The sequence below is a fragment of the Klebsiella sp. MS 92-3 genome, from assembly GCF_000195655.1.
GTDB classification, from domain to species: domain Bacteria; phylum Pseudomonadota; class Gammaproteobacteria; order Enterobacterales; family Enterobacteriaceae; genus Klebsiella; species Klebsiella pneumoniae.
Genome location: NZ_GL882866.1, coordinates 112,499 through 127,282, shown reverse-complemented (window position 1 = coordinate 127,282; position 14,784 = coordinate 112,499). Strand labels below are relative to the sequence as shown.

The following is a 14,784-nucleotide window of genomic DNA, read 5'->3' as shown; positions in this document are numbered from 1 at the left end:
GACCGCCAGATGGCGGCCGCCGAACAGGCGATTCAGGTCGTTATGCAGATAGCGGCGCGCGGCGCGGATCGCCGGCAGATTACCAAAGACGATCAGCAGCGCCTGCGTGAGCGGCTGCCGCCCCTGGCTCAGATCGTGGGTTAGCTGCAGCAGCAGTTCAATCGGCGCGGTCTCATTGCCATGCACGCCGGCGGAGAGGATCGTCGCCTGGCGCCACGGCGCCGTCGGCAGCAGCTGTAAAATGCCCTCGCCCAGCCAGCGGGCCTCGATGCCCGCCGGAAAGGTCCACGCCTGCAGGCGGCAGTGCAGTAAATCGTTAACCAGGTGCTCCATCTGCCGCTCCTTAACGCTGAAAATCATAGACCGCGCCGAGGCGCAGGATCTGCGTCAGCTCATCCAGCGCCTGATAAACCTCGCGCAGCAGCTGCGGGTCCGCCAGATCGCGGGCATGCAGCCGGTCGCGATAGTGTTTTTCCACCCATGCCGTCAGCTGCTGATAACGTTCGTCGTTCATCAGGCTATGGGCGTTGACCGCCTGGCGCTCCGCCTCGTTGAGCACCACTCGCAGCCGCAGACAGGCCGGGCCGCCGCCGTTGCGCATGCTTTCCCGCAGGTCAAAGACCGCCACTTCATCGATCGGCGATGCGCTATCGGCGGCGAGATCGCTGAGATAGCGCCAGACGTTTTCCCGCTGGCGGCACTCCTCCGGCACCACGATCAGCATCTTGCCGTCTGGTTTGCTCAGCAGCTGGCTGTTGAACAGGTATGAGGCCACGGCGTCGTCGAGCGAAACCCGCTCGTCCGGCACTTCCACGCTGGTGAACGGGATATCCAGACTGTCGCTTTTAGCCCGCAGCGTGGCCAGCACTGTAGCCTGATCGACAAACGCCTGCTGATGGTGGAACAGCACATGGCGATTGCTGACCGCGATGACGTCGTTATGAAACACGCCGCGATCGATAGCCTGCGGCGCCTGCTGGGCAAACACCGTGTAGCGCGGATCCAGCTGATGCAGGCGGGCCACCGCTTCGCTGGCCTCGAGGGTCTGCCGCGCCGGATACTTCACCGGGGCGATACCGCCGCTGGCGCGTCGACCATAGACGAAAAACTGCACTCCCTGCCGGTCATATTCCCGGCAGAAGCGGTTGTGGTTGGCCGCCCCTTCATCGCCGAGGTCGCCATGCTGCGGCAGCGCCGCATGGTGGGCAAAGTAGCGCGGATCGGCGAACGTGGCGCCCAGGATCGCCGAGGTGGTGGGTGCCTCCTGCATACGGTGCAGCTTATTGTTCAGGTTGGCGACGGTGAAATGGACTTTGCCATCGGCGCTGTCCGCCGACGGTGAGACAGTCGCCGCGTTGGCGGTCCACATCGACGAGGCGGAGCTGAAGGCGGAGAGCAGCTGCGGCGCCGCGTGGGCCGCCTGCCGGATAACCTGCTCATCGCTGCCCTGGAAACCCACTTCACGCAGCAGACGCAGATTCGGCCGCGGCTGCGGCGGCAGAATGCCCTGCACGAAGCCGCGATCGGCCAGGGCTTTCATTTTATACAGCCCCTGCAGCGCCGCCTTTTTAGGGTTAGAGAGACCATCGCGGTTATTTTGCGAGGCTTCATTGCCGACGGAGAGTCCGGCGTAGTGGTGCGTCGGGCCGACCAGGCCATCAAAGTTTGCTTCAAAACCAGACATATGTCCTCACAGGATCCGTTATCAGAATGGCAGGCCCGGCGATACCGTCGCCGGAAGCGTCAGCGTATCGCTGACCAGAGAGGCCATCGGCCAGGCACAGTAGTCGGCGGCGTACCACGCTGCCGCGCGATGGTTGCCGGAGGCGCCCACCCCGCCAAACGGCGCTTTACTCGATGCGCCGGTCAGCGGCTTGTTCCAGTTGACGATCCCGGCTCGCGCCTCGTCCGCCAGCTGATCAAACTGCGCCGCATCGCTGGAGATCAGCCCGACGGCCAGGCCATAGCGGGTCTGATTGGCGAGGCGAATCGCCTCCGGGAAGCCGTCGTAACGGATAATCGTCAGCAGCGGGCCAAAGTACTCTTCATCCGGCACCTCAATACCGGTGACGTCGACGATCCCCGGGGTCAGCACCGTGGAGCGCGGGTCAGGCTGGCGCATGCGCAGCAGCACCTTGCCGCCGAGCCCCTCCAGTTTTTGCTGCGCCGCCAGCATGTTCTGCGCAGCGTCGAGAGAGATCACCCCGCCCATAAACGGCGCCGGCTGATCATCCCACTTGCCGGCGCGGATCTGCGCGCTGGCCTCTACCAGCCGCTGCAGCAGCGCATCCCCCTGCTCGCCGCGCGGCACGATCAGCCGGCGCGCGCAGGTGCAGCGCTGCCCGGCAGAGATAAACGCCGACTGGATAATCACATGCAGCGCCGCATCGATATCGGCCACGTCGGCGACGATCAGTGCGTTGTTGCCGCCCATCTCGAGGGCCAGCATCTTCTCCGGCTGGCCGCCGAAGTAGCGATGGAAGTGGAAACCGGCCGCCGCGCTGCCGGTGAACAGCACGCCGTCGATATCACGATTTTCCAGCAGCGCCTGGCCGGTGGCTTTTCCGCCCTGCAGCAGGTTGATCGCCCCGTCGGGGATGCCCGCCTGCTGCCACAGCTGGACCGTCATTTCAGCGGTAGCCGGCGTCAGCTCGCTGGGTTTAAACACAATGGTGTTCCCGGCGATCAGCGCCGGAATGATATGTCCGTTGGGCAGGTGGCCCGGGAAGTTGTAGGGGCCAAAGACCGCCATCACGCCGTGCGGTTTGTGGCGCAGCAGCGCTTTACCGTCCGGCAGCGTCGACTCATGAAAGCCCGTCCGCTGGTGATAGGCCTCGATGGAGATCGCGGCCTTGCCGATCATCGCCTGCACTTCGGTGCGGGTCTCCCACAGCGGCTTGCTGGTCTCGCGGGAAATCAGGGTCGCCAGCGCCTCTTTATGCGTCTCCAGCAGCGCGGCAAAACGCTGTACGACGTCAATACGCTCGGCCAGCGGCCGGTGCGACCAGGGATAAAACGCCGCGCGCGCCGCGGCGCAGGCCGCCTGGACGTCGTCAGCCCCCGCGCTGGCCGCCTGCCACAGCAGCGACTGATCCTCCGGGGCCAGTTTGCTCATCGTTGCGCCGCTGCCTGGCAGCCACTGCCCGGCTATAAACTGTGCTTTTACCGCCATGATCTGTTGTCCTCTGGATTCAGGGTTACCGTATAAACGCGGTCGGTTTCACTGACCTGCAGCGCGTCCAGCGCGGCGCTGTCAAGCGAGACCTGCTCTTCGTGGGCCACCAGCAGCGCCCGAAAGTTGTCGAATTGACCGTTGGCGACGAGGGTCGGCGCCGGCAGGTCGCCCATCAGCTGCCGGACAGGCAGGCGCTGGCTGTCGCGCACGGCGCGGATCTGATCGGTGTCCGCCTCCAGCACCGGACCGGCATCGAAAATATCCACCGAGCCGCGCCAGCTGAAACCCTCTTTCTCGAGGATCGCCCGCGCCGGGGCGGTATTGGGATGCACCTGACCGATGACCCCGCGGGCCGCTTCCGGCAGCAGTGAGATATAGATCGGGTACGCCGGCATCAGTTCGGCAATAAAGGTTTTCATGCCGGTGCCGGTCAGCCGGTCGGCATCGGCGAACGGGATGTCGAAGAAATGATGGCCCAGCGCATCCCAGAACGGCGACTGTCCCTGCTCATCGCTGCAGCCGCGCAGTTCGGCAAACAGGTGCGGGGAGAACCACTCGCGAAAGGCGGCGATAAATAAAAAGCGCGCCTTGGAGAGCAGCAGACCATTGCGGTTGCGCTGATACGCCGGGTCGAGAAACAGCGTACATAGCTCACTATGCCCGGTGTGGTCATAGCTGAGATTAAGCAGCTCCTGGGGCTTATAGACTCCCAGCGCTTTCGAGGCGCGCACCGTTTTCTGAATGCGAAAATTGTAAAACGGCTCGTCCAGGCCCACTGCGACCTCAATGGCGCTCACCCCCACCACCCGCGCCAGCGCGGTGTCCTCCAGCACAAACAGGAAACCCTGCTGGCTGCGGGGCAGTTCGCCGGCGAAGGTCTCGATACTGCGCCGGATCCGGGCCGCCAGACGCCCGACGTCATGCGGTAAGGAGGTCATGCCGACCCCCGCCCGCGCGGCGAGGCGGACGATGTCGTCGAGATCGTTTTCCCGTACGGGACGAAATAGCATCACAGGCCGTCCTCCCGGTTAGCGGGTTAAGCGGGCAACGGCGCGATCAAGGCGCACGAAGGCTTCCGCAATATCCGCCAGCGGGATATTGAGCGCCGGCGCGAAGCGCAGCACGTCCGGGCCGGCAATCAGGGCGATCAGCCCCTCTTCCGCCGCCAGGTTGGTCAACGTTTTGGCCTTGCCGCGCAGCGGCCCCGCCAGCTCAGCGCCGATCAGCAGACCGGTGCCGCGCACGGCGCTGAACGCATCGTAACGGGCAGAGATCGCATTCAACTGGTCAACGATCAGCGCATGGCGCTCGCCAACGCCCGCCAGCAGCGGCGCATCGAGATGGGCCAGCACGGCGTTAGCGACGGTTGCCGCCAGCGGGTTGCCGCCGAAGGTAGTGCCATGGGTGCCTGGCTGGAAGATCTGCGCCCAGGCCTCTTTCGCCAGCATCGCGCCGATCGGGAAGCCGCCCCCCAGCCCTTTGGCGCTGGTGAGAATGTCTGGGACGACGTTGTAATGCTGGTAGGCGTAGAGATGGCCGGTACGCCCGGCGCCGGTCTGCACCTCATCGAATATCAGAGTGGCATGATGGCAATCGCAGAGGGTACGCAGCGCCTGCAGGAACGCCGGGTCCGCCGGGATCACCCCGCCTTCGCCGATAATCGGCTCGACGATCACCGCGCAGGTGCGCGAGGAGATCGCCGCGGTGACCGCCTCGATATCGTTATAGGGCAGATGGGTAATGCCCTGCGGCAGCGGAGCATAATCGCTGGAATATTTCGGCTGGCCGCCAACGGAGACGGTGAACAGCGTGCGGCCATGGAAGGCGTGGTTGAAGGCGATGATTTCGCTTTTTTCACCGCCAAACTTATCGTGGGCATATTTCCGCGCCAGCTTAAGGGCCGCCTCGTTGGCTTCGGCGCCGGAGTTGCAGAAAAACACCTTGTCGGCAAAGGTCGACTGCACGAGGGTTTTTGCCAGCTGCAGCACCGGCTCGTTGGTATAGCCATTGCCGATATGCCACAGTTTCGCCAGTTGATCCTGCAGGGCCTGAGCCAGCGCCGGGTGAGCATGGCCCAGGGCGTTCACTGCGATGCCGCCCGCCATATCGATATACTCTTTCCCCTGCTGGTCCCAGACGCGGGAGCCCGCCGCTCTGACCGGAATAAACGGCGCGGGAGCAAAACAGGGAACCAGGTAAGCGTCAAAATCTTCGCGAGTCATACTGCCTGACATAATTTATCTCCGGAACGTAAGACGACGGAAAACGCTCCCGTCGCGTTGGACAATCGACATCAACCCTGCCCCTCGGCTTATTTTGGACACGAGCGCGCCCGCTGCGATGGTAAAAATATTCACCACAGAAAAATAAAGCCCTATTCTTTTTACGGGTAATTGTTAATTCATGGTTAATGCCATGTTGTTGTGTGGGCTAATGCTGGCCTGTGAACAACAAGATTGTCAATACGGGCAAAAGCAATTTATTCACTTTTTGAAGATCATCAAGATAATGAAAAACATAGAAAAAATATTTTCTTATGCACTTAAGTGAATAAAAAGTGAATTAAAATGCACAGCTTGTGGGTGGTTGGCGTGCGTAGTTATTCATTTAAAAAATAAAAAATCTAACAAAAATTTAAAAATCGGAATTGCCGTCAAATACCGCTTTATAAAATTGGTGATACCATTCATTGCACAGAGTTTACTGCTGTAGCTATTCCACGGTTTTACACGACATAAATAACACTGAGAAACAGGACTCTTATGGAAAAGTTATCTTACGCATCTGAAAGTAGTACATCTCCATGGACCACCTACCTGCGCCAGATCGACCGCGTCGCGCCTTATCTCGGCGATCTTGCCTACTGGGTGGAAACCCTGCGCCATCCGAAGCGCGCGCTGATCGTCGACATTCCTGTGCAAATGGACGACGGCACCATCCGCCACTTCGAGGGCTATCGCGTTCAGCACAATCTGTCGCGCGGACCGGGTAAAGGTGGTGTTCGCTACCATCCGGATGTCGATCTTAACGAAGTCATGGCACTTTCTGCCTGGATGACCATTAAGTGCGCCGCGGTCAATATTCCTTACGGCGGGGCCAAAGGCGGCATCCGCGTCGACCCCTTCTCCTTGTCGGAAGGTGAACTGGAGCGTCTGACCCGCCGCTACACCAGCGAAATCGGCATTATTATCGGGCCGCAGAAAGATATTCCGGCGCCGGACGTCGGCACCAATGGCAAAGTGATGGCATGGATGATGGACACTTACTCCATGAACCATGGCACCACCATCACCGGCGTGGTCACCGGCAAACCGATCCACCTCGGCGGCTCCCTCGGTCGTGAAAAAGCCACCGGACGCGGCGTGTTTGTCACCGGCCGGGAAGTTGCCCGTCGCGCCGGTATCGAAATTGAAGGCGCCAAAGTAGCGCTGCAGGGCTTTGGTAACGTCGGTAGCGAAGCGGCCCGCCTGTTCGCCGGCGTCGGCGCTCGTATCGTGGTTATTCAGGATCATACCGCGACCCTGTATAACGAAGGCGGAATCGATATGGCCGCCCTCACCGCCTGGCAGGCGGAGAAAAAGCAGATTGCCGGTTTCCCGGGCGCCCAGGAGATCGATAAAGACGCCTTCTGGACCACTCCGATGGACATCCTGATCCCGGCGGCGCTGGAAGGGCAAATCACCCGCGAGCGCGCTGAGAAGCTGACCTGCAAACTGGTGCTGGAAGGGGCCAACGGCCCAACCTATCCGGAAGCGGACGACGTGCTGGCCGAGCGCGGCGTGATCGTGGTGCCGGACGTTATCTGCAACGCCGGCGGGGTGACCGTCAGCTACTTTGAGTGGGTACAGGACATGGCCAGCTTCTTCTGGAGCGAAGAGGAGATCAACGCCAAGATGGACCGTATTATGACCGACGCTATCGTGCACGTCTGGGATAAAGCCGCCGAGAAAGAGTGTACGCTGCGCACCGCCGCCTATATCGTGGCCTGCGAGCGCATCCTGATGGCGCGTAAAGACCGCGGCATCTACCCGGGCTGATCCCCATCAGCAACCGCATCAGGGGTGGCCTTGCGCCGCCCCTTTTTTTCTTTGCCGCGCCGTTAACCGCCGAGGATGTGCGCTATCTGACGAGGAGTTGTTCGGCAAAGGTGACAACGTCACGCAAGTAATAACCATCCGCTGCCCGTAGGGGATTATTTTTCGATTAAATCAAAGTCGCCCTGGGTATAGCGTAAGCCAGTGACGTTGTCGGCAGTGAAAATATGTTCGATGGTGAGGATGTCCTCCGGCGCGAGGGTAATATTCGCGGCGCCGGCATTGTCGCGCAGGTGAGCAATTTTCCTCGCCCCCGGGATAGGCACGATATCCTCGCCTTTGCTCATCACCCAGGCAAGGGCAATCTGCGCAAGGGTCGCGTCATAGCGGGTGGCCACCTGCTGCAGGCGCTCAAGCAGCAGCTGGTTTTTGCGCATGGTTTCGGCCTGGAAGCGCGGCAGATGGCGGCGGAAATCATCCGCTGCCAAAACGCCTGGATCGGTAATTGTCCCCGTCAGGAAGCCGCGGCCAAGCGGGCTGTATGGCACAAAGCCGACCCCCAGCTCGCGGCAGGTGTGGAGAATACCGGCCTCCGGCTCGCGGCTCCATAGCGAATATTCCGACTGCACGGCAGCGATCGGATGTACCTTGCAGGCCCGGCGCAGCGTCTGAGCAGATACTTCCGACAGACCGATATGGCGAATTTTACCCTCTTTAACCAGATCGGCCATAGTGCCCACCACCTCTTCCACCGGTACCGCGGGATCGACGCGGTGCTGATAGAGCAGATCGATGGTCTCGACATTCAGTCGCTTCAGCGACCCTTCCACTGATTCGCGAATATGTGCCGGACGGCTGTCAACGCCGGCCATCCGCTCCAGACCCTGGCCGGTCGGCAAAATACGAAATCCAAATTTGGTGGCAATCTGCACCTTATCGCGAAAACCTTTAATCGCTTTTCCGACCAGAACTTCATTATCGAAAGGACCATATACTTCGGCGGTATCCAGGAAGGTCACGCCCATGTCCATGGCGGCATGGATCGTATTTATCGCCTGCGACGTTTCAGCGCCGCCATAGGCAAAACTCATCCCCATACATCCGAGACCTAATGCGGAAACCTGAAACTTCTCTTTTCCAAGATAACGTGTTTTCATCTTATTTTCCTTAATTGCTGAATGGCATTAAATATATACTTCCCTTTCATATTGATAACAATTAATCTATTCCGAACGCGGTGTTAGCTGGAAATTAACAATGAAAACCTTGCCCGATCTGCAACAAATAGAAATATTAATACTCATAGTGAAACATGGCAGTTTTCGTCAGGCCGCTAAAGCGTTAAACCTTTCCCCACCGGCCCTTACCGTCGCTATTAATCATCTGGAAGAAAAGTTAGGCGTGCGCCTGCTAAATCGTTCAACGCGCAGTTTGTCATTAACCGCAGTGGGTGAGGAATTTCTTAATAATATAACGCCGGTGGTCAATGATTATCGCCGGGTGGTGGACAGTCTGAATTATCACCGTCTGACTCCGGAAGGCGTGGTGAAAGTTAATTTACCGCGCATTGTTATTGACCTGTTTTTTCAAGACTATTTTATCGCCTTTAAAAACGCCTGTCCCAATGTGACGCTCGAACTGTATGCCACCGATCGGAAAGTCAATATTATCGAGTCCGGTTTTGACGCCGGCATTCGCTATTCGCAGGATGTGCCCAAAGAGATGATTGCCATCCCCTTTGGCGAGAAACTATCGCTGATCCCGGTGGCCAGCCCGGACTATATACGCGAAGCCGGAGAGCCCGACACCCCGCAGTCATTAGTTAATTTCCGCTGCATTAACCGCTGTTTTCCTGGTGGTGAGAAGTACCGCTGGGAGTTTATTGGCCCCAGCGGCGAGCTTAGCGAGGTCGCGGTTAAAGGCGATCTGGTCGTCGATGCCGATAGCGCAATGATCCAGGCCGCGGAGAGCGGATTAGGCATCGCCTTTGTCTATCAGTCGCTGGTGACGCAGCAGCTGAGCGCCGGCAGCCTGGTCCATTTGTTACCCGACTACCGCTATCCTGCCGACCATTTCTGCGTCTACTACCCAAGCCGGAAACATATTCCCGCCCCCCTGCGGGCCTTTATCGCCTGGGTGATGGCGCAGAATAAAAATATCCTCGGTCAGCAGACCGCACGACACGGATCGCGGCCGGAAGATTAACTACAATTAACGTACATACCGTTAACCAATTTCTATCTTTCATCTTGAACTCCGGCGGTTATCCGGCATAAAATCGTTAGAGCTCTAACGATATTGACAGACGACCTATGGACAATCGACAGCTTACCTTCTCTCATCTTTTATACCTCACCGCGCACCACTGGCGGCTGGCGGTCAATCGTCGGCTGAAAAATCTCGGTCTCAGCCAGGCCAGCTGGGTGGCGGTAGCGTCCATCGCCCGCCACCAGCAGCCGCTGTCGCAAAGCGAACTGGCGCAGGAGCTGGGGGTGGAGAGCCCGACCATTGTGCCGTTGATCCATCGTCTGGTCGCCCTCGGACTGGTTGAGCGCATCACCACCGCCAGCGACAAACGTAAGCGACTGCTGGTGGTCACCGACAAAGGGAAGGCCCTCTATGAACAGGTCAAAACGGTGGCTGACGATCTGCGCGAAGAGATCCTGACGGCGATTACCCCACAGGAGCAGGAGCAAACCCAGCGGGTGCTGGAAAAGCTGTTGCGCGAAGTGGAGAAGAAATAATGCCCCGTCGCCAGGATAACCCCTACGCCCCGCATGACTGGGCGCCGCATGAAAAACCGGCTCTGCTCGGTTCGCCGTCGACGCCGCTGCACAGTCCGGCGAAACGCCTTGCCTACGGCGTGGTCGGTCTGCTGGTATGTCTCACCGGCGCGCTGGGCAACGCAGTGGTCACCGCCAACCTGCAGCTGCTGCAGGGTACCTTCGCCGCCTGGTCGACAGAAATCGCCTGGCTGCCGGCGGTATACGTGATGACCAACGTCTCCATCAACCTGCTGCTGGTGAAATTCCGCCAGCAGTTTGGCCTGCGCGCTTTCACCGAAGGCTTTCTGGTGCTCTATGTGCTGGTCACCTTTTTCCACCTCTTCGTCAACGATCTCAGCTCAGCGATGATGGTTCGCGCCGCCCATGGCATGGTGGCCGCGGCGCTCAGCTCGCTGGGGATTTACTACCAGGTACAGGCCTGGCCTGCGCGCCATCGCCTGAAAGGGCTGACTATCGGCATCACCGGCTCGTCGCTGGCCATTCCCCTGGCGCGCCTCTTTTCCACCGAACTGCTGCAGACCGATGAATGGCGTGGTCTCTACTTCTTTGAGCTGGGCCTGGCGCTGGTGTCGCTGGCCTGCGTCATCGCGCTAAAACTGCCGCCAAGCGATCGTAAAAAAGTGTTCGAAAAAAAGGATTTCATTACCTTCTTTCTGCTGGCGCCCGGCATGGCGCTGGTGTGCGCCGTGCTGTCGCTGGGGCGGCTCGAGTGGTGGTTTGAAGCGCCGTGGATCGGCTGGGCGCTGGCGGCGGCGGTAATACTGATCGTCGCTGCGATTACCTTCGAGCATAACCGCAGCAACCCCCTGCTCAATACCAAATGGCTCTCCAGCGGCAGCATCGTGCGTCTGGGCCTGATTATGCTGTTGATCCGCATCGTGTTGGCGGAGCAGAACACCGGGGTCATCGGCTGGCTGCAGTACGTTGGCCTGCAAAACGAACAGATGACTAACCTCGCGTGGTCGATTTTCGCCGGTATTCTGTGCGGGATCATTGCCAGCTGTCTGACGCTCAACCCGCAGAAGCTCTACTGGCCGACCGCCACCGCGCTGGCGCTGATCATGATAGCCTCGCTGCTCGACAGCCAGTCCAACGCCCTCACCCGTCCGGAACAATTAATGTTCAGCCAGTTTTTACTCGGCTTCGGCAGCGCCTTCTTTCTGGCCCCGGCGATGCTCGCCGGGATTGGCGGCGTGTTTGCCGACCCGCGCAACCTGGTCAGCTTCTCGGTGCTGTTCGGCATGAGCCAGAACATTGGCGGGCTGCTCGGCTCGGCGATCCTCGGCACCTTCCAGACCTGGCGTGAGAAATTCCACTCCAGCCAGCTGGCGGACCAGATAACCACCCTGAACCCGCTGATCGTCGAGCGGCTGCAGCAGTACAGCCAGATGTATCAGAGCCAGATTGGCGACAGTACGCTACTCAACGTTCAGGCCACCACCCTGCTGCAAAACGCCGCGACGCTGCAGGCCAATATTCTCGCCTGGAATGATACCTATCTGCTGACGGCGGCGATCTCCGCCGGGACACTAGTGTGGGTTTTCTGGCGCTTAATTCGCTTACGACTGACTGCCCGTATCGCGTTGCAACGCGCTACCGGCAGCAAATAATTATCATCATTTCATCTCTGGAGTCGTTATGAGTCAGCAGGATGCGGCCAAACAACAGGCCAACACCCGGAATAATATTCGCGTGGTTTCCATTTTTACCGCCGCGGCGATAGGCCTCGTCGGCGTGCTGGTGATCCTCTACGCCTGGCAACTGCCGCCGTTCACTCGCCATAGCCAGTTTACCGACAACGCCTATGTGCGCGGGCAGACCACCTTTATTAGCCCGCAGGTCAACGGCTATATCACCGCCGTCAACGTCAAAGATTTCGCGATTGTCCAGCCGGGCGAGGTGCTGTTCCAGATAGACGATCGCATCTATAAACAGCGGGTGCATCAGGCCCAGGCTACCCTGGCGATGAAAGAGGCCGCGCTGCGCAATAACCTGCAACAGCGCAAAAGCGCCGAGGCGACGATCGCCAAGAATGAAGCCGCGCTGCAAAACGCCCGCGCGCAGAATCTGAAAATCCAGGCCGATTTAAAACGCATCCAGCAGTTAACCGCCGACGGTTCGCTGTCGATCCGCGAACGTGATTCGGCACGGGCCAGCGCGGCGCAAGGGGCGGCGGATATTGAGCAGGCGAAAGCGGCGCTGGAGATGTCGCGCCAGGACCGTGAATCGACCATCGTCAATCGCGATTCGCTGGAGGCCGACGTGGCCAGCGCCAAAGCGGCGCTTGAGCTGGCGCAGATCGACCTGCAGAATACCCAGATTATCGCCCCCACCGGCGGCCAGCTGGGGCAGATCTCGGTGCGTCTTGGCGCCTATGTCAGCGCCGGAACCCATCTGACCTCGCTGGTTCCGCCGCAGCACTGGGTGATTGCCAACCTCAAAGAGACCCAGCTGGCCGAAGTACGCGTTGGCCAGCCGGTCACCTTCACCGTAGACGCGCTCAACGGCGAGACCTTCCACGGCAAGGTGCAGAGTATCTCCCCGGCGACCGGGGTGGAGTTCAGCGCCATCTCTCCGGACAACGCCACCGGCAATTTCGTCAAGATTGCCCAGCGCATCCCGGTGCGTATTACGGTCAACGACGGGCAAAACAACAGCGAACGCCTGCGGCCGGGGATGTCGGTGCAGGTGACTATTGATACCCGTGCGGAGAAACAACCATGATCCGCCCGGTCGCCCTTGCTATCGTTCTGGCGCTGGTCGGCTGTCAATCCGCCGATGTGCAACGCGCGCAGCCGACCCTGACCATTCCTGCCGCCTGGCGGGCCGACGTTGGCCCGGCCAGCCCGGTGGAGGGTGTATGGTGGCGCAATTTTCATGACAGTACCTTCAATCAGTATGTCGACCAGGCGCTGCGCTATAACAGCGATGTGCTGATCGCCCGCGAGCGGGTGAATGAGTATCAGGCGCGCGCTTACGCCGCCGACAGCAGCCTGTTTCCGTCACTGGACGCCAGCCTCACCGGCACCCGCGCCCGGACGCAGTCCGCCGCCACCGGCCTGCCGATCCACAGCACACTGTATAAGGGCGGCCTGACCGCCAGCTATGATGTCGATATCTGGGGAGCGAACCGCAGCGCGGCCAACGCCGCCGGGGCCAGCCTTGAGGCGCAGAAAGCCGCCGCCGCCGCCGCCAATTTGAGCGTCGCCAGCTCGGTGGCCGTTGGCTACGTCACGCTGCTGTCGCTGGATGAGCAGCTGCGGGTGACCCAGCAGACGCTAACATCAAGGGAAGACGCGTGGCGCCTGGCCAAACGTCAGTTTGAAACCGGGTATACTTCACGCCTTGAGCTAATGCAGGCGGATTCGGAGCTGCGGTCAACGCGGGCGCAGATCCCGCCGCTACAGCACCAGATTGCGCAGCAGGAAAATGCGCTCAGCGTGCTGCTCGGCGATAACCCTGGCGCGGTAAAACGCGGCGAGTTCGCCCAGCTTACCCCGCTGCGTCTGCCGTCGCAGCTGCCGTCCACCTTGCTCAACCGCCGTCCGGACATCGCTCAGGCCGAGCGCCAGCTGGTGGCCGCCGACGCCACGCTGGCCTCGTCGCAGGCGCAGCTGCTGCCCTCTATTAACCTGACCGCTACCGGCAGCCTGCAGGACCGGACGCTGCCGGATCTGCTGGACAACCCGCTGCGGCTGTGGAGTCTTGGCGGCAGTATTCTGGCGCCGCTGCTAAACCGCCAGGCGTTAAATGCCCAGGTGGACGTCTCCATGGCCCAGCGCAACCAGGCGCTCTATAGCTATGAGAAAACGGTGCGCAGCGCGTTCAAAGAGGTCAATGACAGCCTGGACGCCATCAGTCGCTATGGCGAACAGTTATCCGAGCTTCAGGAACAAGAGACCGTTGCCCAGGAAACCTTACGTATTGCACAAAACCGCTACCGTAACGGCTACTCTTCTTATCTGGATGTGCTTGATGCCCAGCGAACGCTGTTCTCCACCCAGCTTAGCGGGGTGCAGGTGAAGAACAACTTGCTGCTGGCGCAGATCGATCTGTACCGGGCGCTGGGAGGCGGCTGGTCTGACTCATCAGGGAGCTAAATGGGGAAGCGTCATATGCAACAACAGTGGTCGGCAGTAGACAATTATTTGATTAAGGCCTTAATTCCCGGCGATCCTGTGCTCGATCGGGTACTGGAAAACAACCATAGTGCCGGGCTCCCGGCACACGATGTCGCCGCCAATCAGGGTCAGTTTCTCGCCCTGCTGGTACGGCTAACCCAGGCTAAGCGGATACTGGAGATCGGCACCCTCGGCGGCTATAGCACCATCTGGATGGCGCGCGAGCTTCCTGCAGACGGCCAACTCCTCACCCTGGAGGCCGACGCGCATCATGCCCAGGTGGCGCGGGAGAATCTGCAGCTGGCGGGCGTTGACCAGCGGGTCACGCTACGGGAGGGACCCGCGCTACAGTCCCTGGAGTCGCTTGGCGAATGTCCCGCTTTCGATCTGATCTTCATCGATGCCGATAAGCCGAATAACCCCCATTATCTGCGCTGGGCGCTACGTTATTCCCGCCCAGGAACCTTAATTATTGGCGATAACGTGGTACGCGACGGCGAAGTGGTCAACCCACAGAGCGCCGACGAGCGCGTTCAGGGTGTGCGTCAGTTCATTGAGATGATGGGCGCCGAGCCACGGTTGACGGCAACGGCGCTGCAAACCGTGGGCACTAAAGGCTGGGACGGCTTTACTCTGGCGTGGGTAAACGCTTAAGCGTGGACGCCTGA

General features: G+C 60.1%; 13 protein-coding genes and 1 pseudogene. 8 read left to right on the top strand and 6 right to left on the bottom strand.

Annotated features, from left to right (window positions below):
* The 5 genes from HMPREF9538_RS01740 to HMPREF9538_RS01760 all read right to left on the bottom strand — a co-directional run.
* On the bottom strand, positions 1–333 hold a 333-nt coding region (locus HMPREF9538_RS01740), incomplete at its 3' end, for a succinylglutamate desuccinylase/aspartoacylase domain-containing protein (RefSeq protein ID WP_171805150.1).
* Positions 334–343: 10 nt separating this feature from the next.
* On the bottom strand, positions 344–1,684 hold the full coding sequence (gene astB / locus HMPREF9538_RS01745; RefSeq protein ID WP_004148240.1) for an N-succinylarginine dihydrolase: 1,341 nt from the start codon (positions 1,682–1,684) through the stop codon (positions 344–346).
* Between the two features lie 21 nt (positions 1,685–1,705).
* Positions 1,706–3,172, bottom strand: a complete 1,467-nt coding sequence (astD, locus tag HMPREF9538_RS01750) for a succinylglutamate-semialdehyde dehydrogenase (protein WP_004210329.1) — start codon at positions 3,170–3,172, stop codon at positions 1,706–1,708.
* Complete coding sequence (gene astA / locus HMPREF9538_RS01755; RefSeq protein WP_004140076.1) at positions 3,163–4,185, bottom strand: arginine N-succinyltransferase; 1,023 nt, start codon at positions 4,183–4,185, stop codon at positions 3,163–3,165. Before astA ends, astD begins: the two co-directional genes overlap by 10 nt.
* Before the next feature lie 18 nt (positions 4,186–4,203).
* Positions 4,204–5,409 carry a bifunctional succinylornithine transaminase/acetylornithine transaminase gene (locus HMPREF9538_RS01760; protein WP_020316480.1) on the bottom strand — a complete coding sequence of 402 codons (1,206 nt, stop codon included), beginning with the start codon at positions 5,407–5,409 and terminating at the stop codon, positions 4,204–4,206.
* A gap of 169 nt (positions 5,410–5,578) precedes the next feature.
* Between HMPREF9538_RS01760 and HMPREF9538_RS32510 the strand changes: the two genes are divergently transcribed.
* Together HMPREF9538_RS32510 and HMPREF9538_RS01770 are read left to right on the top strand one after the other, a co-directional pair.
* Entirely contained in the window at positions 5,579–5,725 is a 147-nt protein-coding gene (locus HMPREF9538_RS32510) for a hypothetical protein (protein ID WP_004224524.1), read from the top strand.
* A 212-nt stretch (positions 5,726–5,937) separates the two neighbouring features.
* Entirely contained in the window at positions 5,938–7,212 is a 1,275-nt protein-coding gene (locus tag HMPREF9538_RS01770) for a Glu/Leu/Phe/Val family dehydrogenase (RefSeq protein ID WP_004151574.1), read from the top strand.
* 155 nt (positions 7,213–7,367) lie between these two features.
* Here the strand turns inward: HMPREF9538_RS01770 and HMPREF9538_RS01775 are convergent, their stop codons facing one another.
* Positions 7,368–8,366 carry an aldo/keto reductase gene (locus HMPREF9538_RS01775; RefSeq protein WP_009760653.1) on the bottom strand — a complete coding sequence of 333 codons (999 nt, stop codon included), beginning with the start codon at positions 8,364–8,366 and terminating at the stop codon, positions 7,368–7,370.
* A 100-nt stretch (positions 8,367–8,466) separates the two neighbouring features.
* On the opposite strand from HMPREF9538_RS01775, the gene HMPREF9538_RS01780 reads away from it, so the two are divergent.
* The 6 genes and pseudogenes from HMPREF9538_RS01780 (at position 8,467) to HMPREF9538_RS01805 (ending at position 14,770) form a co-directional block, all read left to right on the top strand.
* Positions 8,467–9,414 (top strand): LysR family transcriptional regulator, encoded by a 948-nt coding sequence (locus HMPREF9538_RS01780; protein ID WP_009308991.1) that lies wholly within the window; start codon positions 8,467–8,469, stop codon positions 9,412–9,414.
* A gap of 107 nt (positions 9,415–9,521) precedes the next feature.
* Entirely contained in the window at positions 9,522–9,953 is a 432-nt protein-coding gene (locus HMPREF9538_RS01785) for a MarR family winged helix-turn-helix transcriptional regulator (RefSeq protein WP_002902969.1), read from the top strand.
* Positions 9,953–11,605: pseudogene (locus HMPREF9538_RS01790) on the top strand (MFS transporter). The gene HMPREF9538_RS01785 and the pseudogene HMPREF9538_RS01790 overlap by 1 nt, the downstream one beginning before the upstream one ends.
* A 28-nt stretch (positions 11,606–11,633) precedes the next feature.
* Positions 11,634–12,719 carry an HlyD family secretion protein gene (locus tag HMPREF9538_RS01795; protein ID WP_002902965.1) on the top strand — a complete coding sequence of 362 codons (1,086 nt, stop codon included), beginning with the start codon at positions 11,634–11,636 and terminating at the stop codon, positions 12,717–12,719.
* Entirely contained in the window at positions 12,716–14,095 is a 1,380-nt protein-coding gene (locus HMPREF9538_RS01800; RefSeq protein WP_009760652.1) for an efflux transporter outer membrane subunit, read from the top strand. Before HMPREF9538_RS01795 ends, HMPREF9538_RS01800 begins: the two co-directional genes overlap by 4 nt.
* Positions 14,096–14,770 carry an O-methyltransferase gene (locus tag HMPREF9538_RS01805; RefSeq protein WP_009760651.1) on the top strand — a complete coding sequence of 225 codons (675 nt, stop codon included), beginning with the start codon at positions 14,096–14,098 and terminating at the stop codon, positions 14,768–14,770.
* Positions 14,771–14,784: the final 14 nt, after the last annotated feature.